Annotated in this window: 20 protein-coding genes; 15 read left to right on the top strand and 5 right to left on the bottom strand. The window is 72.8% G+C overall.

What is annotated here, in order from left to right; all coding sequences use genetic code 11:
* The first annotated feature begins 185 nt into the window (after positions 1-185).
* Positions 186-1,037 (top strand): sulfurtransferase, encoded by an 852-nt coding sequence (locus ACIQPQ_RS25280; protein ID WP_401307556.1) that lies wholly within the window; start codon positions 186-188, stop codon positions 1,035-1,037.
* A 144-nt stretch (positions 1,038-1,181) separates the two neighbouring features.
* Here the strand turns inward: ACIQPQ_RS25280 and sepH are convergent, their stop codons facing one another.
* Positions 1,182-2,210, bottom strand: coding sequence for a septation protein SepH (sepH, locus tag ACIQPQ_RS25275; RefSeq protein ID WP_401307553.1), 1,029 nt, complete (start codon positions 2,208-2,210; stop codon positions 1,182-1,184).
* Positions 2,211-2,699: 489 nt separating this feature from the next.
* Here sepH and ACIQPQ_RS25270 point away from each other — a divergent pair, with 489 nt between their 5' ends.
* Complete coding sequence (locus ACIQPQ_RS25270) at positions 2,700-3,665, top strand: hypothetical protein (RefSeq protein WP_401307551.1); 966 nt, start codon at positions 2,700-2,702, stop codon at positions 3,663-3,665.
* Here ACIQPQ_RS25270 and ACIQPQ_RS25265 read toward each other — a convergent pair.
* Positions 3,589-4,908, bottom strand: a complete 1,320-nt coding sequence (locus tag ACIQPQ_RS25265; RefSeq protein WP_401307548.1) for a D-arabinono-1,4-lactone oxidase — start codon at positions 4,906-4,908, stop codon at positions 3,589-3,591. The genes ACIQPQ_RS25270 and ACIQPQ_RS25265 overlap by 77 nt on opposite strands.
* Entirely contained in the window at positions 4,868-6,106 is a 1,239-nt protein-coding gene (locus tag ACIQPQ_RS25260; protein ID WP_401307545.1) for an MFS transporter, read from the bottom strand. Before ACIQPQ_RS25260 ends, ACIQPQ_RS25265 begins: the two co-directional genes overlap by 41 nt.
* Before the next feature lie 555 nt (positions 6,107-6,661).
* On the opposite strand from ACIQPQ_RS25260, the gene ACIQPQ_RS25255 reads away from it, so the two are divergent.
* A complete protein-coding gene (locus tag ACIQPQ_RS25255; protein WP_401307543.1) occupies positions 6,662-7,789 on the top strand; it encodes a ferrochelatase in 1,128 nt (375 codons plus the stop codon).
* An 8-nt stretch (positions 7,790-7,797) separates the two neighbouring features.
* On the top strand, positions 7,798-8,613 hold the full coding sequence (locus ACIQPQ_RS25250) for an inositol monophosphatase family protein (protein WP_401307540.1): 816 nt from the start codon (positions 7,798-7,800) through the stop codon (positions 8,611-8,613).
* Positions 8,614-8,751: 138 nt separating this feature from the next.
* Here ACIQPQ_RS25250 and ACIQPQ_RS25245 read toward each other — a convergent pair whose 3' ends face one another.
* Positions 8,752-8,925, bottom strand: a complete 174-nt coding sequence (locus ACIQPQ_RS25245; RefSeq protein WP_383771863.1) for a hypothetical protein — start codon at positions 8,923-8,925, stop codon at positions 8,752-8,754.
* A gap of 432 nt (positions 8,926-9,357) precedes the next feature.
* Here ACIQPQ_RS25245 and ACIQPQ_RS25240 point away from each other — a divergent pair, with 432 nt between their 5' ends.
* The 4 genes from ACIQPQ_RS25240 (at position 9,358) to ACIQPQ_RS25225 (ending at position 12,886) form a co-directional block, all read left to right on the top strand.
* Positions 9,358-10,011, top strand: a complete 654-nt coding sequence (locus ACIQPQ_RS25240; protein WP_003993508.1) for a response regulator transcription factor — start codon at positions 9,358-9,360, stop codon at positions 10,009-10,011.
* Positions 10,012-10,014: 3 nt separating this feature from the next.
* Positions 10,015-11,247, top strand: a complete 1,233-nt coding sequence (locus ACIQPQ_RS25235) for a sensor histidine kinase (RefSeq protein WP_383771865.1) — start codon at positions 10,015-10,017, stop codon at positions 11,245-11,247.
* A 396-nt stretch (positions 11,248-11,643) separates the two neighbouring features.
* Positions 11,644-11,940, top strand: a complete 297-nt coding sequence (locus ACIQPQ_RS25230) for a DUF4193 domain-containing protein (RefSeq protein WP_003993510.1) — start codon at positions 11,644-11,646, stop codon at positions 11,938-11,940.
* Positions 11,941-11,953: 13 nt separating this feature from the next.
* On the top strand, positions 11,954-12,886 hold the full coding sequence (locus ACIQPQ_RS25225; protein WP_401307535.1) for a hypothetical protein: 933 nt from the start codon (positions 11,954-11,956) through the stop codon (positions 12,884-12,886).
* Between the two features lie 39 nt (positions 12,887-12,925).
* Here ACIQPQ_RS25225 and ACIQPQ_RS25220 read toward each other — a convergent pair whose 3' ends face one another.
* Positions 12,926-13,405, bottom strand: coding sequence for a DUF3093 domain-containing protein (locus ACIQPQ_RS25220; protein WP_401307532.1), 480 nt, complete (start codon positions 13,403-13,405; stop codon positions 12,926-12,928).
* A gap of 137 nt (positions 13,406-13,542) precedes the next feature.
* Between ACIQPQ_RS25220 and ACIQPQ_RS25215 the strand changes: the two genes are divergently transcribed.
* From ACIQPQ_RS25215 to ACIQPQ_RS25185, 7 genes are all read left to right on the top strand, one after another.
* Entirely contained in the window at positions 13,543-14,127 is a 585-nt protein-coding gene (locus ACIQPQ_RS25215; RefSeq protein ID WP_383771872.1) for a PaaI family thioesterase, read from the top strand.
* On the top strand, positions 14,124-14,714 hold the full coding sequence (gene dut, locus ACIQPQ_RS25210; protein ID WP_401307529.1) for a dUTP diphosphatase: 591 nt from the start codon (positions 14,124-14,126) through the stop codon (positions 14,712-14,714). Before ACIQPQ_RS25215 ends, dut begins: the two co-directional genes overlap by 4 nt.
* Before the next feature lies 1 nt (position 14,715).
* On the top strand, positions 14,716-15,480 hold the full coding sequence (locus ACIQPQ_RS25205; protein ID WP_383771876.1) for a DUF3710 domain-containing protein: 765 nt from the start codon (positions 14,716-14,718) through the stop codon (positions 15,478-15,480).
* Positions 15,481-15,670: 190 nt separating this feature from the next.
* Positions 15,671-16,849 carry an alginate lyase family protein gene (locus tag ACIQPQ_RS25200; protein WP_383771878.1) on the top strand — a complete coding sequence of 393 codons (1,179 nt, stop codon included), beginning with the start codon at positions 15,671-15,673 and terminating at the stop codon, positions 16,847-16,849.
* A 326-nt stretch (positions 16,850-17,175) separates the two neighbouring features.
* Complete coding sequence (locus ACIQPQ_RS25195; RefSeq protein ID WP_401307525.1) at positions 17,176-19,827, top strand: DUF4118 domain-containing protein; 2,652 nt, start codon at positions 17,176-17,178, stop codon at positions 19,825-19,827.
* Positions 19,824-20,540 (top strand): response regulator, encoded by a 717-nt coding sequence (locus ACIQPQ_RS25190; protein ID WP_383771882.1) that lies wholly within the window; start codon positions 19,824-19,826, stop codon positions 20,538-20,540. The genes ACIQPQ_RS25195 and ACIQPQ_RS25190 overlap by 4 nt, the downstream gene beginning before the upstream one ends.
* A gap of 130 nt (positions 20,541-20,670) precedes the next feature.
* Entirely contained in the window at positions 20,671-21,069 is a 399-nt protein-coding gene (locus tag ACIQPQ_RS25185; protein ID WP_383771884.1) for an OB-fold nucleic acid binding domain-containing protein, read from the top strand.
* Positions 21,070-21,071: the final 2 nt, after the last annotated feature.

Below are 21,071 nucleotides of genomic sequence, written 5' to 3'. Positions count from 1 at the left end.
CGCGCGGGGGTCCGCGTCGCTTCCGCACGCCGGTCGGCCGGGGGCGCGCACCCGCGCGCCGACCGGGGCGTCGCTCGCGCGCACGCCACGTGCCCGTGCCGGTACGCCGTGTCATCGGGCCGTCCGGCGGAGCACAGTAGCCGTACCCGGGCACCGGGGCCACCCCGTGCGCGAGGATGGTCCCCATGAACGCCATCATCTCCGCACCGGAACTCGCGACCGCGCTGACGGGGGACGCCCCGCCGGTCGTCCTGGACGTCCGCTGGCAGCTCAGCGTGGCGAAGGCGGCGGGCGAACCGCCGTTCGACGGCAGGGCCGCGTACGCGTCCGGCCATGTCCCCGGCGCCGTCTACGTCGACCTCGACCGCGAACTGGCGGGCACCGCGGGCGACGCGGGCCGTCATCCGCTGCCCGACCTGGAGGAGTTCGGCGCCGCGATGCGCCGCGCGGGCGTCTCGGCGGACCGTCCGGTCGTCGTGTACGACGGCGGGCAGGGCTGGGGGGCGGCGCGCGCCTGGTGGCTGCTGCGCTGGACCGGCCACCCGGACGTACGGGTCCTCGACGGCGGTCTGCCGGGCTGGACCGGCGACCTCGCGACGGACGTGCCGGCGCCCGCGGCGGGCGACTTCGAGCCCCGGCCGGGCGCGTCGGGCCTGCTCGACGCGGACGCGGCGGCGGCGCTGGCCCGCTCGGGCGTGCTGTTCGACGCGCGCGCGGGGGAGCGTTACCGGGGCGAGGTCGAGCCGATCGACCGGGTCGGCGGGCACATCCCGGGCGCGGTCTCCGCGCCCACGACGGGGAACGTCGACGCCGCGGGCCGCTTCCTGCCCGCCGCCGACCTGCGGGACCGCTTCAAGGGGCTCGGCGCGGCGGACGGCACCGAGGTGGGCGTGTACTGCGGTTCGGGCGTCTCCGGCGCCCACGAGGTCCTGGCGCTGGCCGTGGCGGGCATCCCGGCGGCGCTGTACGTCGGTTCCTGGTCGGAGTGGTCCTCGGACCCGTCCCGCCCGGTCGCCGTCGGCCCCGACCCCCGGTAACACCCCACACGCGCGTGACCCGTGCGCGACGTGGGCGCGCGCGGGGTGACGCACGACCACGCGGCGCAGCCCGAAGCGGGCAGCGCGAAACGGCCGCACCCTTTCGCCGGGGTGCGGCCGCTTCGTCGTCGCTCCTGTGCCTGCCTACTCCTGCTTCTTGCGCCGTGTGCCGAAGACGATCTCGTCCCAGCTCGGCACCGCGGCCCGGCGTCCGGGGCGGACGCCGTCGGCCTCGGCCTGACGGTCCGTGGACCCGACGAGCCGGTCCCGGTGGCTGCCGACGGAACGCGGCATCAGGACGTCGGCGTAGGCCGATCCGGCGGACGCGGCGGGCGCGGGCGGCTCCTCCGCCTCCGGCTCCTCGCCGGGCTCCTCCGGCTCCTCGACGGGCAGGTCGGGGACGACCATGTCGCCGCGGAAGCTCGGCACCGCCTCCAACAGGCTGGTCAGCGAGTCCCGTTCGCGTTCGGCACCGCTCTCCTCGGCCGGGTCGGGCGCGGCGGGCAGGCTCGGCCGGTCGAGCGCGCGGTCCATGCCCCGGTCGCGCGGCAGCCGTGCGATGCGCGGCACGAACGGGAAGCTGGGCTCGGGCGCGGCGAGGTCGTCGGACTCGCCGATCAGTGAGCGCGCCTCGTCGTCGACGGCCTGGACGAGACGGCGCGGCGGATCGTACGTCCAGCTCGCCGAGTGCGGTTCGCCCGCGACCAGGTAGACGAGCAGGACCTCCCAGGTGCCGTCGTCCCGGCGCCAGGAGTCCCACTGGACGGTCTCCTTCTCGGCGCCGCGCAGCGTCAGCCGCTCCTGCACGGCCTCACCGAGCTGCGGCCCGGCGTTCTCCCCGGGCCGCCGGACGGGCGTCTTGCGCGCGCGCTCGGCCATGAACGCGCGCTCGGCCAGCACCGGGCCCTCGAAGCGGCGTACGCGGTCGACGGGGATGCCCGCCATCTGGGCGACCTCTTCCGCCGTCGCGCCCGCGCGTATACGTGCCTGGATGTCGCGGGGGCGGAGATGGCTCTCCACCTCGATCTCGATCTGGCCGAGGCGGGGACGGTCACCGCGGACGGCGGCGCGCAGCCGCTCGTCAATCGGAAGGGTGTACTCCGTGCTGTCCGCAGCCTTCAGCACCAGCCGTGTGCCGTCATTCGAGACGGCCACGACACGCAGTTCGGGCATGGGGACCTCCCGGGTGGTGCCTGCCGACGTCACGTGCGTCGCTGCTTCCGCTAGTCGAGTGTGGCCTGCCCGGGTGCAGCCTGCCACAACCTTGCCGAGTTGCCCGGCGTGTCGGGCACGAGCCCTTGATCGCCGTTATGGCACGGTTACTTATTCGCCACGCTGAGTGACCGATGTCGTCACCCTGTGCAACTAGCCCCTCCTGGCGGTCCAGCAAAGGCTCCGGACGCCCTGATGGGAGACCGGACCCAGGGCTCGCAACAGTACTCCATTCGGGCCACGTGCGTGGATTGGCGCGCCGCCCAACTTCTGCCGCCAGGTGCGACTTGGCGGTCCGGCAGGCGATTTCGACGATCTTGAAAGTGGCGTACTTCACGTAACCGCCGTAATCGGAACTATCGATTTCGCCCGTACGTCCCCTTCTCGTACGGATGAGGGATCAGATCCCGGAAGTCGATCAAGTACGGGAAAGGCAGGCAAGGCCCCGGTATGCGTGAACAGCCGGACGTCGGTGCGGAGTCGAGCGGGGGAGAGGAGGTGAAGGAGGAGTCCACGGACGGGACGAAGGAGCGCGCGCGGATCGACCTGAGCGTCCCTCAGGTCGCGGGCGCCGCGGTCGCCGCCGTGGTGGCCGCCAAACTCGCCTCGTACTTCGGTGTCTACGGGACGATCCTCGGCGCGGGGCTGGTGAGCGTCGTCGCCACCTGCGGCGGCACCGTCTTCCAGCACGTGTTCAGCCGCACGGGCGAGCAACTCCGCGACGCGGGCGCCCCGTCCGGGGCACGATCGGGGACGGCGCCAGGCGCGCGGCCCCCCTCCCGGTCCCGCGGCCGAGACCGGCCGGCGGCCACCCCGGCGCCGACCATGGCGACCGCGTCCCCACCGGGCGCGTACTCCGCGGGGACCGTGCACCGCGCGCGGGTGCGGGGCCGACGGCGGCCCCTGACCGCGGCGGCCGTCGTCTTCGGCGTCACCCTGGCAGGCATCACCACCTACGAGCTGGCCTCCGGGAGCAGCTTCGGCGGCGGCACCGGCACCACCGTCCGCGACGCCCTCACCGGGCACAACACGCCCTCCTCGTCCGGCGGATCGACCGACCGCGACCCCGACCGGGACGGCGAACCGTCCTCCGGCGGCACCGACCCGGCACCGGCCTCCCCGTCGCCCTCGACCTCGTCGGAGGACCCGTCGGACACCGGCGGCCCGTCCCCGTCCACGCCGCCGCCCTCGTCCGGCGCCGACGACGGCGGCACGGAGTCCCGCGACCCCGCCGACCCCGGCACCCCGAGCGGTACGACGGAACCGACACCCGCGCCGAGCGCGAGCGGCGACGCCGGGAGCGGCGGTGACGGCACCTCGCGCGCGCCCGGCGGGACGGCTACGCCCCCAGCACCCTCCGCAGATAGTCGTTCTGGAACAGCCGATCGGGGTCCAGCCGGTCCCGCAGCGCCGTGAACTCGGCGAAGCGCGGGTAGACCCCGGCGAAGTACTCCGCGTCCCGGGTGTGGATCTTGCCCCAGTGGGGCCGCCCCTCGTGCGCGGTGAAGATCCGCTCGGCGGCGGTGAAGTACCCCTGGTAGGGCGTCCCCTTGACCATGTGGACGGCGATGTACGCGGTGTCGCGGCCCGAGGCCGTGGACAGGGTGATGTCGTCGGCGGGCGCGGTGCGCACCTCGACCGGGAAGCTGATCCGCAGCGGAGAGCGTTCGACCATCGCCCGCAACTCCCGCAGCGCCCCGGTCACCGCCGCGCGCGGCACCGCGTACTCCATCTCCACGAACCGCACCCGACGCGGCGAGGTGTAGACCCGGTAGGGGATGTCCGTGTACGTGCGCGCGGACAGGGCCCGGCTGGAGACCTTGGCGATCGCGGGGATCGTACGGGGCACCGCGCGCCCGGCCCACTGTGCGGCCTGGAACACGCCGTTGGAGAGGAACTCGTCCTCGAACCAGCCCGCCACCTGCCCCACCGGCTTGCGGGGGCCCGCGCTGCGGTTGTTGCGTTTGGTGTTGGTGCTGCCGGTGTGCGGGAACCAGTAGAACTCGAAGTGCTCGTTCTCCGCCCACAGCGCGTCGAAGTCGGCGAGCACCTGGTCCAGAGGCATCGGCTCCTCGCGCGCGGTGAGCAGGAACAGCGGTTCCACGGCGAAGGTGAGCGCGGTGACGATCCCCAGGGCGCCGAGGCCGATCCGGGCCGCCGCGAAGACCTCCGGGTTCTCCTTCTCCGAACAGTTCAGGACCGACCCGTCCGCGGTGACCAGTTCCAGGCCCTTGATCTGCGCGGCGATGGACGCCGACTCCCGGCCGGTGCCGTGGGTGCCGGTGCTGGTCGCCCCGGACACCGTCTGCTCCATGATGTCGCCCATGTTGGTGAGCGACAGCCCCTCGCGCGCCAGCGCCAGGTTGAGTCTCTTGAGCGGGGTCCCCGCCTCCACCGTGACCGTCATGGACTCCCGGTCGATGTCACGGATCCCGGTCAACAGTTGAGGGCGGATCAACACACCGTCCGTCGCGGCGATCGACGTGAACGAGTGCCCCGTACCGACCGCCTTGACCGTCAGACCGTCCTCGGCGGCCCGGCGCACGGCCGCGGACAGCTCCTCGACGGAGGCGGGCGTGACCTCCCGCGCGGGACGCGCGGAGACCGTGCCGCCCCAGTTACGCCACGTGCCGTTCTTCCCGCTCGCTGTGCTGCCCAACGGTGCCTCCCCGACCCGGAGCCGGCCTGCTGAGCCGGCGGTACCCCAGGAAACCGACCGCGACCGCGACGGCCCCGGCCACCGCCGGGACCCCGTACCCCGCCCGCGCGCCGGCCGCGTCGATGACCCACCCGGAGATCGAGGAGCCGAGCGCGATGCCGACCGCGAGCCCGGTGCTCACCCAGGTCATGCCCTCGGTGAGCTGCGCGCGTGGTACGTGCTCTTCGATGAGGGACATCGTGGTGATCATCGTGGGAGCGATGGCGAGACCCGCGACGAAGAGCGCCACGGCCAGAAACGGCAAGTTTCCGACCAGTAGGAGGGGGATCATACTCACGGCCATCATGACCACGCCCAGCAGCCAGCGCCGCTCCGCCGAACCCTTGAGCCGCAGCAGGCCGAAGACGAGCCCGGCCGCGCACGAGCCCGCCGCGTAGAGGGCCAGCACCAGGCTCGCCGCCGTCTTGCGGCCCTCCTCGTCGGCGAAGGCCACCGTGACCACGTCCACGGCCCCGAAGATCGTCCCGGTCGCCGCGAACGTGGCCACCAGCACCTGGAGCCCCGGCGAGCGCAGCGCGCTGTCACCGCGCGTCCGCGCGCGCGGGTGGGGTTCCGGCTCGGTGGCGCGCTGCGCGGTCAGCCAGAAGACCCCGACCGCCAGGAACCCGGCCGCCAGCAGCGGCCCCGCCTCCGGGAACCAGGCCGTGGACAGACCGATGGAGAGGATCGGCCCGAAGATGAAGCAGACCTCGTCCACCACCGACTCGAAGGAGTACGCGGTGTGCAGTTGCGGGGTGCCCCGGTACAGCGCCGCCCACCGGGCCCGGACCATCGCGCCCAGCGAGGGCACCGCCCCGATCCCGGCCGCGCTCACGAACAGCACCCAGTCCGGCCACCCGAAGTGCGCGGTCAGGAGCAGCAGGGCCCCCGCGGCGAGCGCCACCAGGGTCGCGGGACGCAGCACCCGGCGCTGCCCGAGCCGGTCCACCAGGCGGGAGATCTGCGGCCCGAGCACCGCCGCCGACAGCGCGATGGTCGCGGACAGCGCGCCCGCGAGGCCGTAGCGCCCGGTCAGCTGGGAGATCATCGTCACCACGCCGATGCCCATCATCGACAGCGGCATCCGGCCGATGAAGCCCGCGGCGGAGAACCCCTTGGAGCCGGGGGCGTCGAACAGGGCGCGGTAGGGGCTGGGCACGGCGGTCTCCGATGATCCGGTCGTACGCGCGCGTACGACGGCTCGGCGCGGCGCGAGGGGCTGTACTGGGCTGTACAGAAGGTTCTGCGGGGTCCTGCGGCGGTTCTGCGAGCCCTGCGGGCGCGGGCGGGCGCGGGTCCTGAGGGGGCTCGGTGGGGCATGGTGCGTGCGCGGCGGGCCCGTAAGGCGTGACACGCACCCATACAGCTTACGAGTCGGCAAACCCTAACGCACCGGTCGGTACAGGCCACGCGCGCGGGACGCGCGGGACATGAGGGGCCGCCGACGCCCCCCTCCCCCACCCCCCCGGGGGGGGGCGGGGGGGGGGGCGGCGGGGGGGGCGGGGGGGGGGGGGGCCGGCGGCCGGGCCGCCGTCGGCGCGCTCCTCGCCCTCGCCGCCTGGGCCGGGGGGGGGGGCCCCCCCCACCCCCCCCCCCCCCCCCGGGCGCGCGGGGGGGGGGGGGGGGGGGGGGGGGGGGGGCCCCCCCCCCCCCCCCCCCCCCCGGGGGGGGGGCGCGGGGGGGGGGGGGGGCGGCGGGTGGCAGGATCGGAGGTATGCCAGACGCGCTCGATGCCACCCCCTACGACGCCCTGCTCCTGCTCTCCTTCGGCGGCCCCGAGGGCCCGGACGACGTGGTCCCGTTCCTGGAGAACGTGACACGGGGACGCGGCATCCCCAAGGAACGCCTCAAGGAAGTCGGTCAGCACTACTTCCTGTTCGGCGGGGTCAGCCCCATCAACGACCAGAACCGCGCCCTGCTGGACGCCCTGCGCAAGGACTTCGCCGACCACGGCCTCGACCTCCCGGTCTACTGGGGAAACCGCAACTGGGCGCCCTACCTCACGGACACCCTGCGCGAGATGACCGCCGACGGGCGCCGCCGCGTCCTCGTCCTCGCCACCAGCGCGTACGCCTCCTACTCCGGCTGCCGCCAGTACCGCGAGAACCTCGCCGACGCCCTGGCCGCCCTGGAGGCCGAGGGCCTGCCGGTGCCGAAGGTCGACAAGCTGCGGCACTACTTCAACCACCCGGGCTTCCTGGAGCCGATGATCGACGGCGTGGTCCGCTCCCTGGCCGACCTCCCCGAGGACGTCCGCGACGGCGCCCAGATCGCCTTCACCACCCACTCCATCCCCACGGCCGCCGCCGACACCTCCGGCACCCCCGCCGACCACGGGGACGGCGGCGCCTACGTCGCCCAGCACCTGGAGGTGGCCCGCCTGGTCGCCGACGCGGTCCGCGCCCGCACCGGCGTCGACCGCCCCTGGCAGCTCGTCTACCAGTCCCGCTCCGGAGCCCCGCACATCCCCTGGCTGGAGCCCGACATCTGCGACCACCTGGACGAGCGGCACGCGGCCGGTGCCCCGGCCGTCGTGATGGCCCCCATCGGCTTCGTCTCCGACCACATGGAGGTCCTCTACGACCTCGACACGGAGGCCACCGCCCGCGCGGCCGAACTGGGCCTGCCGGTCCGCCGCTCCGCCACCGTCGGCGCCGACCCGCGCTTCGCCGCCGCGATCCGCGAACTGGTCCTGGAACGCGCCGCCGGCGAGAGCGGACGGGACGTCACGCCCTGCGCGCTGGGCTCCCTCGGCGCGAGTCACGACCTGTGCCCGGTCGGCTGCTGCCCGTCCCGTGCCCCCCGGCCCGCCGCCGCGGGCGTCGACAGCCCGTACGCGTGAGGAGCGCCGTGACCGACCCCCTGCACACCGACCTGCTCGCCCTGGCCGAGGAGGCCGCCCGCCGGGCGGGCGAACTGCTGCGCGACGGCCGCCCGGCCGACCTGGCCGTCGCCGCCACCAAGTCGAGCCCGATCGACGTCGTCACCGAGATGGACATCGCGGCCGAGAAGCTGATCACCGGCCTGATCTCCGACCGGCGCCCCGACGACGGCTTCCTCGGCGAGGAGGGCGCCTCCAGCGAGGGCACCAGCGGCGTCCGCTGGGTCATCGACCCCCTGGACGGCACCGTCAACTACCTCTACGGCCTGCCCACCTGGGCCGTCTCCATCGCCGCCGAGCAGGACGGCGAGACCGTCGTCGGCGTGGTGGCCGTACCGATGCGCGGCGAGACCTACCGCGCGGTCCGCGGCGGCGGCGCGTGGCTCACCGCCGACCGGGACGGCGAGCGCGCGCTCGCCTGCCGACCCCCGGCCCCCCTCGACCAGGCCCTGGTCTCCACCGGCTTCAACTACGTCACCGACGTCCGCACCCACCAGGCCGACGTGGCCCAACGACTGATCCCCCTGCTGCGGGACATCCGGCGCGGCGGCTCCGCGGCCGTGGACCTCTGCGACGTGGCCGCCGGCCGCCTCGACGGCTACTACGAGCGCGGACTGCACCCGTGGGACCTCGCGGCGGGCGACCTCATCGCCCGGCAGGCGGGCGCCCTGACCGGTGGACGCCCCGGTGAGCGCCCCGCGTACGCGCTGACGGTCGCCGCCACCCCCGGCGTCTTCCAGCCCCTCCAGCGGCTCCTGGAGGACTTCGGCGCCTGGCACGACTGACCCCGCCCGACCGCCCGCCCCTGGGGACCGGGAACGCGCGGAGGCCCCGGCGCTGGATTCGCCGGGGCCCCTGCGTCGTACGGGAGAAGCGCGTACGGGAAAGTGCTCGGACCGCTCGTCCGTCGTGCGTCGAACCGCTCAGACGCTGGTCGCGCCGACCTCCACGCCGTGCTCGGCGGCGAGGCGCCGCAGGTCGTCGAGTTCCGCCTGCTCCACCTCGGCGAGGAAGTCGTCTCCCTCGTCGCGAGCCCGCGTCAGATCCGTCTCGGTCGCCCTTATGCGCTGCAGAAGTCCTGCGGTGAATGCGTCCATGCTGCGCCCCCTCGTCCTGGGTCGTGGGTCGTTGGCACGGGGGTGTGCCGGTTGGGAAGGGGCGATCACGTCTCTTGCGGGTGCCCAGCGCTGCCCTGGCCGGGCGGCGACGGTGCCGGACACCCACGCCCGCTCCGCGGCAAACGGAAGGTGACGTGCCGCATGGTGCTGCGGCACATGCAGAGCGTGATCGCGGGGTGTAAAGCCGTCCTCCCCCCGCTCTCTTCCTCAGAAACCTCAACCCGGCGAGAAAATCTGGCATTCCCGGGTCTCACACCCGTCTCTCAGGGGCCCCACCGTCGTCTTACCGCCGACTTACGGCCGAAAAGGGCAGGATGGAGACACACACTCACCGGAAACCCCCCTGCCCGCGTGCGCCCACCGAGCGCTCGCGCGGGTGGACAGCGGGTGGACACAGGAAGGACAAGCGACGTGCGCGTACTCGTCGTCGAGGACGAGCAGCTGCTCGCCGATGCGGTGGCCACCGGACTGCGCCGGGAGGCCATGGCCGTCGACGTCGTGTACGACGGCGCGGCCGCCCTGGAACGCATCGGCGTCAACGACTACGACGTGGTCGTCCTGGACCGCGACCTGCCCCTCGTGCACGGCGACGACGTCTGCCGCAAGATCGTCGAACTCGGCATGCCCACGCGCGTGCTGATGCTCACGGCCTCCGGCGACGTCAGCGACCGCGTCGAGGGACTGGAGATCGGCGCCGACGACTATCTCCCCAAGCCGTTCGCCTTCAGCGAGCTGATCGCGCGCGTGCGCGCCCTCGGCCGCCGCACCAGCGTGCCGCTGCCGCCCGTCCTGGAGCGCGCCGGCATCAAGCTCGACCCCAACCGCCGCGAGGTGTTCCGCGACGGCAAGGAGGTGCAGCTCGCCCCCAAGGAGTTCGCCGTCCTGGAGGTCCTGATGCGCAGCGAGGGCGCCGTCGTCTCCGCCGAACAGCTTCTGGAGAAGGCCTGGGACGAGAACACCGACCCCTTCACCAACGTCGTCCGGGTCACCGTCATGACCCTGCGCCGCAAGCTCGGCGAACCGCCGGTGATCGTCACCGTCCCCGGTTCCGGCTACCGGATCTGACCCGTGGCCACCACCCCCGCGCCGCCCCAGGCGCCCCCCAAGCCGACCTGGGACCCCAGAAGGCCCCAGACCCCGTTCCCGTGGCTCCGCCCGACCATCCGCATACGGCTCACCCTGCTGTACGGCGGCATGTTCCTCATCGCGGGCATCCTGCTGCTGTCGATCATCTACCTGCTCGCGGCGAACGCCCTGAACGTCGGCAGTGAGCTGCCGTTCAGGATCCTCGCCGGTCAGGTAGCCAGCGACAGCTGCAACTTCCCCAGCTCGCCGACGGCCACCGAGCTGAACCGGGCGATGGCCGAGTGCGCCAGCCAGCAGCGCCAGCACGCGCTGGACGACCTGCTGAGCCGTTCGCTGCTGGCCCTCCTCGGGCTCGCCGTGATCGCCTTCGCGTTCGGCTACGCCATGGCGGGCCGGGTGCTCTCCCCGCTCGGCCGCATCCTGCGCATCGCGCGCTCCGTGGCCGGCTCCGACCTCTCCCGCCGGATCGAGCTGGACGGGCCGGACGACGAGCTGAAGGAGCTGGCCGACACCTTCGACGACATGCTGGAGCGGCTCCAGCGCGCGTTCACCGCCCAGCAGCGGTTCGTCGGCAACGCCTCGCACGAGCTGCGCACCCCGCTGGCGATCAACCGGACCCTCCTGGAGGTGCACCTCTCCGACCCGGAGGCGCCGGTGGAGCTCCAGCAGCTCGGCAAGACGCTGCTGGCGACCAACGAGCGCAGCGAGCAGCTCGTGGAGGGCCTGCTGCTCCTCGCGCGCAGCGACAACCAGATCGTCGAGCGCAAGCCGGTCGACCTCGCGGAGGTCGCCGGACAGGCCGTCGACCAGGTGAACGGCGAGGCCGAGACGAAGGGCGTGGAGATCCGCGGTAAGCGCGAGACCGCAGTCGTCCAGGGCAACGGCGTCCTGCTGGAGCGCATCGCCCTGAACCTCCTCCAGAACGCCGTGCGGTACAACGTGCCGGAGGACGGCTGGGTCGAGGTCTCCACCGAGATCCAGCACGGCCAGGCGGTCCTGGTGGTGTCCAACACCGGTCCGGTCGTCCCGGCGTACGAGATCGACAATCTTTTCGAGCCCTTCCGGCGACTGCGCACGGAGCGGACGGGCAGTGACAAGGGGGTCGGGCTCGGGCTGTCGATCGTGCGGTCGGTGGCGCGGGCGCACGGGGGGCATATCGTGGCCCAGCCGCGTGAGGGAGGAGGACTCGTGATGCGAGTCACCCTTCCTCTCTGAGATCATGTCGCCGACACACACGGGGATGTTCGCTTTGCGCGGAATTTTCAGGGCTCGGACCGAGCACCTCCATGTGTGATCGATCACAAGGGCGAATTTCCAGCCATCCACTCTCCGTGATCATGAATGCCGTCGGAAAGCCCGGAAGCTCCGGGTTTTCGGGGGTCCTGATCACGGGAAGTACACGGTGAGGCGCCTTTGGAGTGCGACATTCGGACCGTGTACGGTCCCGATCGCCGCCCAACCCGATCACCTGTGAGGACCCCGGTTGGGTGTCGATTGAGTAACAGACCTTGATGTGAGGCAAAATCTCCGCCTCGAGGCGGGCACAAGTCCGGCCTCTCACGCGTTACGTGCGCTGGAGACACCGCAAAAACCCAGAGGGGGAGAGGCGAAATGGCAACCGATTACGACACCCCACGCAAGACCGATGACGACGTCGACTCGGACAGTCTTGAGGAGCTGAAGGCCCGGCGGAACGACAAGTCCGCCTCGGCCGTGGACGTCGACGAGTTCGAGGCCGCGGAGGGCCTGGAGCTTCCCGGAGCAGACCTCTCCAACGAGGAGCTTGCCGTCCGGGTCCTGCCGAAGCAGCAGGACGAGTTCACTTGCATGAGCTGCTTCCTGGTCCACCACCGCAGCCAGCTGGCCCGCGAGAAGAACGGCCAGCCGATCTGCCGCGACTGCGACTGAGGGCGGGTCGGCCGTGACTGGCTCGACCCCTCCCCGGAAGCGCCGCTTCCCCCTGGGAGCGGACAAGGGGCCCTCCGAAGGCCCTCACGGCGTGCGTGACGACGAGCGGGGCTCATCCGCTCGGGGAGAACTCCCCGGGGGATCGGCCTCGCTCGAAGCGGGTGGCCGGGGTGACCTCCCGGCGCCGGTCGCCGCGCCCGTCGCGCGGCGACGGGCCGCGGTGATCCGCGACAAGGCCGTCGACCTGGCCCGGGAAGGCGTCCGCAAGGGCGGCAGCCGCGCCAGGGCGGGCGTCGCGCATCTCGCCGACCGGATCATCGAGATGGCGCCCCGGGTGCCCGTCCGGGACCTGGCGACGCTCCGTCGGCAGTTCCCCGGCCTCGGACCGGAGCAGCTCGCCGACAAACTCGTCGCGGGCGCGGCCAACGCCACCTCCACGGTCGGCGCGGGCGTCGGCGCGGCGGCCATGCTGCCCGTGCCACCGGCGATGCCCGCCGAGATCGCCGCGGAGATCACCGGCGTCGCCGCGATCGAACTGAAGCTGATCGCCGAACTCCACGAGGTCTACGGCGTACGGCCCGCGGGCAACCTCGTCGAACGCAGCACCGCGTATCTGCGCTCCTGGTCGGGCGAGCGGGGCGTGGACGTCCTCAAGCCCGCCTCGATCAACGCCGCCCTCGGCGGCCAGATGAAGCGCGAGCTGCGGCAGCAGATCATGAAGCGCATGGTCCGCGACCTGCCGAACCTGATGCCGTTCCTGGTGGGCGCCGCCGTCGGCGCGATGATGAACCGCCGCGACACCAAGAAGCTCGCCGGGAAGGTCAGGAACGACCTCCGCAAGCTCCAGGTGCCGTGGGACGCGCTGCCCGCGCAGCCCCCGCTGGAGAAACCTGACGACCCGCTGCCGCTGCCCACGGGCGAGCACTTCCCGGACCCCGGTCACTGACCCGAAAGCCGAGAGCGGGGGAAGCGACCTTCGGGCGGACTACGACTCCGCCTGCGCCGCCGTGCTCTCCCGCGCCGCGCGCAGCGCCTCGGCCAGCCGCTCGGGCTCACGCGTCGACAGGTACAGGTACGGCGTCGGGTCCGCCGGGTCGGTGACCTCGACCCGCAGCGCGGTCGGGATGTAGGAGCGCAGCAGCAGGAAGGCCCGGGTGTCGGCCTTGTACGTGCGCCAGGCGCGCGCCTCCTCCGCGTCCAGCACCTCGGCCTCGCCCAGCGCCGCCACCGGGATCTTCGCCTCGCCCGCGATCAGGGCGTCACCGACGACACGGATGCGCAGGGAGCCGTAGGCACTGGCGGCCACGGCCGCCACGGCGGTGCCGCCGACCAGGCCGCCCAGCAGCGGCAGCGTGCCGAAGGGCAGCAGGATCAGGGCGAACGAGACGCCCACGAGGAACGAGATCAGCCACCATGAACGGGGCGCGGTGAGACGTTCTTCGTACGGGCCGGCGGAGAGCTGCATACGTCCAAGCTTGGCACGCTGCCCCGGTACCGCGGGGGCCAGGGTCGGCCCGCGTACGACGCCCTCCGGAGCGGTGCGCGCGACGCCCTCCGACGAGGTGGCGGCGGCCACAGGGCGGGCGGGTAAGGTCTCCCGCTGTGAGTCGTACTTCCGCAGCTCTTGAGCCTCCGGCCGACGCCGTGAAACCGGCCCGGCACCCCGACGCACCCGCCCCCGGCGAGCCGCTCGGCGCCCACTACGAACACTGTTTCGGATGTGGCGGAGAACAGCCCCACGGGCTGCATCTGGAGTCGCGTGCCGGGGAGGGCGTGACCGTCACCGCCGAGTTCACCGTCCAGCCCGCCCACCAGGGGGCACCCGGCCTCGCCCACGGCGGCGTCCTGGCCGCCGCGCTCGACGAGACCCTCGGCTCCCTGAACTGGCTGCTGCGCACCATCGCCGTCACCGGGCGGCTGGAGACGGACTTCGTGCGGCCCGTACCGGTCGGCACGACGCTGCACCTCGCCGCCGAGGTCACAGCGGTCGCCGGACGCAAGATCTACTCGACCGCCACCGGCCGGATCGGCGGACCGCGGGGCCCCGTGGCCGTCCGCGCCGACGCGCTCTTCGTCGAGGTCGCCGTCGAGCACTTCGTGAGCCACGGCCGCGAGGAGGAGATCAAGGCCGCGATGAGCGACCCCGACCAGATCCGCCGTACCCGCGCCTTCGAGGTGAACCCGTGACCGCCGAGCCCCCCGCCCGCCCCGCCGCGCCCTTCGCGGCGCGCGAGCCGCTGCCCGTGCTGATCCGCCGCGTCGATCCGGACGTACCGCTTCCGACGTACGCGCAGCCCGGGGACGCGGGCGCCGATCTGCGGACCACCGAGAGCCGGGAACTGGCGCCGGGGGAGCGGGCCGTGCTGCCCACGGGGGTGTCGATCGCCCTCCCCGAGGGGTACGCGGCCTTCGTGCATCCCCGGTCGGGGCTGGCCGCCCGCTGCGGCGTCGCCCTCGTGAATGCCCCGGGGACGGTTGATGCCGGGTACCGTGGGGAGATCAAGGTGATCGTGGTGAATCTCGACCCGCGCGAGTCCGTGCGGTTCGAGCGCTTCGACCGGATTGCCCAACTGGTTGTCCAGCAGGTCGAGAGGGTCCGCTTCCAGGAGGTCGCGGAACTTCCCGGCTCGGCACGGGCCGAGGGGGGCTTCGGGTCCACCGGTGGCCATGCCGCCGTGGGCGCCGGAAGCGGCACAAACGGTCAGGCCGCCGTGGGCGGCGCGACGGGTGGGAATCGATACGCTTCGGTCGTATCCGACCGGGAAGGACAGTGACGTGTTCGGACGTCGCAACAAGAAGGGTGCCGCCGAGGACGCGGCCGGCGAGGCCGAGCAGGTCGTCGACAGCGTCGACACTGAGGCGGACGACACCGAGGGCACGCGCGAGCGCGTACGGCTCGAACCGGAGCCGCGGCCCGACGGGCCCTGGGACAGCACCGAGGTGCGCGACCCCGCCGAGGGCCGCGTGGACCTGGGCGGCATCTTCGTGCCCGGAGTCGACGGCATGGAGCTGCGGGTCGAGGTCGCGGGCGACGCGATCGTCGCGGCCACCGTCGTGCTGCGCGACAGCGCCATCCAGCTCCAGGCCTTCGCCGCTCCCAAGCGCGAGGGCATCTGGGGCGAGGTGCGCGAGGAGATCGGCTCCGGCATCACCCAGCAGGGTGGCATCATCGACGAGGTCGAGGGCCCGCTGGGCTGGGAACTGCGGGCCCAGGTGCCCGTCCAGCTCCCGGACGGCACGGGCGGCTTCCACGTCGTGCGGTTCGTCGGCGTGGACGGCCCCCGCTGGTTCCTGCGCGGGGTGATCTCGGGACAGGGCGCGGTGCAGCCGCAGGCCGCCGGGCTGCTGGAGCAGATCTTCCGCGACACGGTCGTGGTCCGCGGCGAGGGCCCGATGGCCCCGCGCGACCCGATCGTCCTGAAGCTGCCCAACGACGCCCAGATGGTTCCCGAGGGCGTGCAGACCGAGGAGGCGGGCTCCCGCTTCTCCGGCGGCATGGGCCAGCTCCAGCGCGGACCGGAGATCACCGAGGTCCGCTGAACGACCCGGAATCCGGCCGTCCGTGAGGCGCGGCCGACCAGGCACGAAAGGGCCGTACCCCCCTCGGGGTACGGCCCTTCGCGCTGCGCGGCCTCTTGACGCCGGATTGGTCTGTACCTACGGTCTCCGCTCAACGCCTCATTCATAAGGGCGCTCTGTGTTCACATACAAGAACGAGAACGGAGTCGCTGTGCGTCGAACCCCCCTCCTGGTGACCGTCACCGCCCTGCTCCTGGGCACCCTCGCCGCCCCCGCGGTCACCCGCGCGGAAGCCGCCCCCGCCACCTTCGTCCACCCCGGCGTCACCGTCTCCCGGGCCCAGCTCGACTTCACGCGGGGCCGCGTCAACGCGGGCGCCCAGCCGTGGAAGGGCGCCTACGACCGGATGCTCGCCAGCAAGTACGCCGATCTCAACCGCACCCCCAAGCCCCGCGCGGTCGTGGAGTGCGGCTCCTACTCCAACCCCAACAACGGCTGCACCGACGAGCGCGAGGACGCGATCGCCGCCTACACCACGGCCCTGGCCTGGTACATCACCCGCGACGAGCGGTACGCGCGCAAGTCGATCCAGCTCATGGACGCCTGGTCCGCGACGATCCGCGACCACACCAACAGCAATGCCCCGCTCCAGACCGGCTGGGCCGGCTCCTCCTGGCCCAAGGCCGCCGAGATCATCAAGTACACGTACACCGGGAGCTGGGCCAACTCCGGCCGCTTCTCCACCATGCTGCGCGACGTCTACCTGCCGAAGGTCATCAACGGCTCCAACTCCAACGGCAACTGGGAACTGTCGATGATGGAGGCCGCCGTCGGCATCGCGGTCTTCCTGGAGGACAAGTCCGCCTACGACCGCGCCATGGCCCGGTTCCGCACCCGCACCGCCGCCTACGTCTACCTCGCCTCCGACGGCGCCCTGCCCAAGACCGTCCCCAGCCAGAACCTCAACACCCGCGACAAGATCGTCTCGTACTGGCAGGGCCAGTCCACCTTCGTCGACGGCATCAGCCAGGAGACCTGCCGCGACTTCACCCACACCGGGTACGGCCTCTCCGCGATCTCCCACATCGCCGAGACCAGCCGCATCCAGGGCCAGGACCTCTACGGCACCGACGTCGGCGAGCGGCTGCGCCACGGGCTCGGCTTCCACGCCAAGTACCAGCTCGGCACCGCCGTGCCCGGCTGGCTCTGCGGCGGCTCCCTCACCCTCGGCCTCGGCCCGATCACCGAGGTCGGCTACAACGCCCTGCACAACCGCCTCGGCATCGCGATGACCAACACCCAGACGCTCACCCAGCAGAACCGCCCGTCCGGCACCAACAACCTCTTCGTCGCCTGGGAGACGCTGACCCACGGGGACAGCACGGTGTGAACCGGCGTGCACGGCGTGAGCCGGGCAAGTGTGGCTTGAGCCAGGGAAGTGTGGCGTAAGCCGAGGAGGCCCGAGCCGAGAAAGTCCGTGCCGGTGTGAACCGATCGAGGGGGCCCGTCCGATGAAGGGGTGAGAAGGAAGCACTTCGGCACGAGCGAGGGGGAGGGCCCATGGCCGGGACGACCTGCGGACACCCGCCGTCGGGACCCACCGCGTCAGGGTTGCGTCAAAGGCGCCCCGGGCCCTCCCTCTCGTCCTCTTTGTCCCCGCCCCCGGTCGTAGGGTCGACGCTGCGTACACAGCAGTCACGGGAAGACAATGAGGCCATGGCACGCGGCAAGCTTCGAATCCACCTCGGCGCGGCCCCGGGCGTGGGCAAGACCTACGCCATGCTCTCCGAGGCCCACCGCCGGGTGGAGCGGGGCACGGACTGCGTGGTGGGCTTCGTCGAGCACCACGGCAGGCCCCGCACCGAGGTGATGCTGCACGGCCTGGAGGAGGTTCCGCGCCGCACCCTGGAGTACCGCGGCGGCTCCTTCACCGAGATGGACGTCGACGCGGTCCTCGCCCGCCGCCCCCAGGTCGCCCTGGTGGACGAACTGGCCCACACCAACGTCCCGGGCTCCCGCAACGCCAAACGCTGGCAGGACGTGGAGGACCTGCTCGCGGCCGGCATCGACGTCCTGTCCACCGTCAACATCCAGCACCTGGAGTCCCTCGGCGACGTCGTCGAGAAGATCACCGGGGTCCGGCAGCAGGAGACCGTCCCGGACGAGTTCGTCCGCCGCGCCGACCAGATCGAGCTGGTCGACATGTCACCGGAGGCCCTGCGCCGCCGCATGGCCCACGGCAACATCTACGCCCCCGACAAGGTGGACGCCGCCCTGTCCAACTACTTCCGGCCGGGCAACCTCACCGCCCTGCGCGAGCTGGCGCTGCTGTGGGTCGCCGACCGGGTCGACGCCTACCTGAAGCAGTACCGCACCGAGCACCGCGTCTCCGCGATCTGGGGCTCCCGCGAACGCATCGTGGTCGGACTGACCGGCGGTCCCGAGGGGCGCACCCTCATCCGGCGGGCGGCCCGACTGGCCGAGAAGGGCGCGGGCGGCGAGGTCCTCGCCGTCTACATAGCGCGCAGCGACGGACTCACCGCCGCCTCACCCAAGGAGCTGGCCGTCCAGCGCACCCTGGTCGAGGACCTCGGCGGCACCTTCCACCACGTCGTCGGCGACGACATACCGGCCGCGCTGCTCGACTTCGCCCGCGGAGCCAACGCCACCCAGATCATCCTGGGCTCCTCCCGCCGCAAGGCCTGGCAGTACGTGTTCGGGCCGGGCGTCGGCGCCACCGTCGCCCGCGAGTCGGGACCGGACCTCGACGTGCACATCGTCACCCACGACGAGGTCGCCAAGGGGCGGGGCCTCCCGGTGGCCCGGGGCGCCCGCCTCGGGCGGGCCCGCATCGTCTGGGGCTGGGCGGTCGGCCTGGCCGGACCCGTGCTGATGGCGCTGCTCCTCAGCACCGTCCACCTCGGCCTCGCCAACGACGTGCTGCTGTTCCTGACGGTCACCGTGGCGGCCGCTCTGCTCGGCGGGCTGCTCCCGGCGCTCGCCTCGGCCGCCCTCGGGTCGCTGCTCCTGAACTACTTCTACACACCGCCCGTGCACCACTGGACGATCGCCGACCCGAAGAACCTCGTCGCCATCGTGATCTTCGTCGGGGTCGCGGTGTCCGTCGCGTCCGTGGTGGACCTCGCCGCCCGGCGCACCCACCAGGCGGCGAGACTGCGCGCCGAGTCGGAGATCCTCTCCTACCTCGCGGGCAACGTGCTCAGAGGCGAGACCAGCCTGGAGGCGCTGCTCGACCGGGTCCGCGAGATCTTCGGCATGGAGTCGGCGGCCCTGCTGGAACGGCAGGGCGACCGGGGCCCCTGGGCCTGCGCGGGCCGGGTCGGTGTCGGCCCCCCGGTCGGGCGGCCCGAGGACGCCGACGTGGACGTACCCGTCGGGGACCACCTCGCCCTCGCCCTGACCGGCCGGGTGCTGCCCGCCGAGGACCGGCGGGTGCTGGCCGCGTTCGCCGCCCAGGCGGCGGTCGTGCTGGACCGGCGCCGCCTCCAGGCGGAGGCCGAGCAGGCACGCGCCCTCGCCGAGGGCAACCGGATACGCACCGCCCTGCTCGCCGCCGTCAGCCACGACCTGCGCACCCCGCTGGCCGGGATCAAGGCGTCGGTGTCCTCCCTGCGCTCCGACGACGTGGAGTGGTCGCCCGAGGACGAGGCCGAGCTGCTGGAGGCCATCGAGGACGGCGCCGACCGCCTCGACCACCTGGTGGGGAACCTCCTCGACATGTCCCGGCTCCAGACCGGCACGGTCACCCCGATCATCCGGGAGATCGACGTGGACGAGGTCGTGCCGATGGCGCTGGGCGGGGTCCCCGAGGACAGCGTGGAGCTGGACATCCCCGAGACCCTGCCCATGGTCGCCGTGGACGCCGGTCTGCTGGAGCGGTCGGTGGCCAACCTGGTGGAGAACGCCGTCAAGTACAGCCCGCAGGGCGTCCCGGTATTCGTCGCGGCCAGCGCGCTCGCCGACCGCGTCGAGGTGCGGGTCGTGGACCGGGGGCCGGGCGTCCCCGACGCGGCGAAGGAGAAGATCTTCGCGCCCTTCCAGCGGTACGGTGACGCTCCCCGGGGCGCCGGGGTCGGACTGGGCCTCGCGGTAGCGCGCGGCTTCGCCGAGGCCATGTCCGGCACGCTGACCGCCGAGGACACCCCGGGCGGCGGACTGACGATGGTGCTGACCGTCCCGGCGGCGGGAGCGGAGCCGGCGGGTCCGCTGCCGCCCGAGGACTCGTCGGCGGACCCGTCCACGGGGGCAGCGGCCGAGGGCGAGGCGACCGGCGGGAGTCCCGGCTCCCGCGCCTCCGGCGCCACGCCCCCGCAGCACCCCGCACGACCTGAAAGGCAGGCCTCATGACCCCGACCGGGGCGGCCCCGCAGCCGAGCGCCACCAGGGTGCTCGTGATCGACGACGAGCCGCAGATCGTGCGCGCGCTCGTGATCAACCTCAAGGCCCGCAAGTACGAGGTCGACGCCGCCCACGACGGCGCCACCGCGCTCCAGCTCGCCGCCGCCCGTCACCCGGACGTGGTCGTCCTGGATCTGGGACTGCCCGACATGGACGGCGTCGAGGTGATCAAGGGGCTGCGCGGCTGGACCAGGGTGCCGATCCTGGTGCTGTCCGCCCGGCACTCCTCGGACGAGAAGGTCGAGGCACTCGACGCGGGCGCCGACGACTACGTGACCAAGCCCTTCGGCATGGACGAACTGCTGGCCCGGCTGCGGGCGGCCGTCCGCCGGGCCGAACCGGCGGGCGGCGGCGAGGACGAGGTCCTGGTGGAGACCGACGGCTTCACCGTCGACCTGGTCGCCAAGAAGGTCAACCGGGACGGCCGCGACGTCCGGCTGACCCCCACCGAATGGCACCTGCTGGAAGTCCTGGTCCGCAACACCGGCCGCCTGGTCAGCCAGAAGCAACTGCTCCAGGAAGTCTGGGGACCGTCGTACGGCACGGAGACCAACTACCTGCGGGTGTACATGGCGCAACTGCGAAGAAAGCTGGAGGCCGACCCCTCCCATCCACGGCACTTCATCACCGAGCCGGGAATGGGATACAGGTTCGAGCGGTAGCCGCACGGAGGGCAGAAGCGCAGCACGGCGCGGCACGACCCCGGGAGGGCAGCGGCAGGGCCGTGGCGGGGCACCGGCGGGGGCGGCCCGCGCGTGTCGGCGTGTCGGGCCCTCCCGGTACCCTTCAGACATGAGTGCTGTTTCTCGTTCCGAGAAGCCGGTGGGCCGGTTCCGGCGCATGCTCGATCGGCTCTCCTCGTCCCAGGAGGACCTGGAGTCCGAGGAACTGCGGGAGGACGCCGCCACCGCCGGCTGCGTACGGATCGGAGACTGCCGGGACCGCCAGATCGTGACGGTTACTGGTACCTTGCGCACGGTCACCCTGCGGCCGCGCGCCGGAGTCCCCGCCCTGGAGGCCGAACTCTTCGACGGTTCCGCCGCACTGGACGTGGTGTGGCTGGGCAGACGCTCCATCGTGGGCATAGAACCGGGGCGCAAGCTCATCGCATCGGGCCGTATCTCGATGAGCCGGGGCCGCCGGGTGCTGTTCAACCCGAAGTACGAACTGAGACCCCTCGGTAGGGAGTAGCC

It is taken from the genome of Streptomyces sp. NPDC091281 (genome assembly GCF_044757425.1).
GTDB lineage: Bacteria > Actinomycetota > Actinomycetes > Streptomycetales > Streptomycetaceae > Streptomyces.
This window is presented reverse-complemented; position numbering and strand designations above follow the sequence as displayed.

Coding starts and splice junctions, on each gene's coding strand:
- ACIQPQ_RS25280 (WP_401307556.1), top strand. CDS start 186: ATGAACGCCATCATCTCCGCACCGGAACTCGCGACCGCGCTGACGGGG.
- sepH (WP_401307553.1), bottom strand. CDS start 2,210: ATGCCCGAACTGCGTGTCGTGGCCGTCTCGAATGACGGCACACGGCTG.
- ACIQPQ_RS25270 (WP_401307551.1), top strand. CDS start 2,700: ATGCGTGAACAGCCGGACGTCGGTGCGGAGTCGAGCGGGGGAGAGGAG.
- ACIQPQ_RS25255 (WP_401307543.1), top strand. CDS start 6,662: ATGCCAGACGCGCTCGATGCCACCCCCTACGACGCCCTGCTCCTGCTC.
- ACIQPQ_RS25245 (WP_383771863.1), bottom strand. CDS start 8,925: ATGGACGCATTCACCGCAGGACTTCTGCAGCGCATAAGGGCGACCGAG.
- ACIQPQ_RS25230 (WP_003993510.1), top strand. CDS start 11,644: ATGGCAACCGATTACGACACCCCACGCAAGACCGATGACGACGTCGAC.
- ACIQPQ_RS25220 (WP_401307532.1), bottom strand. CDS start 13,405: ATGCAGCTCTCCGCCGGCCCGTACGAAGAACGTCTCACCGCGCCCCGT.
- ACIQPQ_RS25195 (WP_401307525.1), top strand. CDS start 17,176: ATGGCACGCGGCAAGCTTCGAATCCACCTCGGCGCGGCCCCGGGCGTG.
- ACIQPQ_RS25190 (WP_383771882.1), top strand. CDS start 19,824: ATGACCCCGACCGGGGCGGCCCCGCAGCCGAGCGCCACCAGGGTGCTC.
- ACIQPQ_RS25185 (WP_383771884.1), top strand. CDS start 20,671: ATGAGTGCTGTTTCTCGTTCCGAGAAGCCGGTGGGCCGGTTCCGGCGC.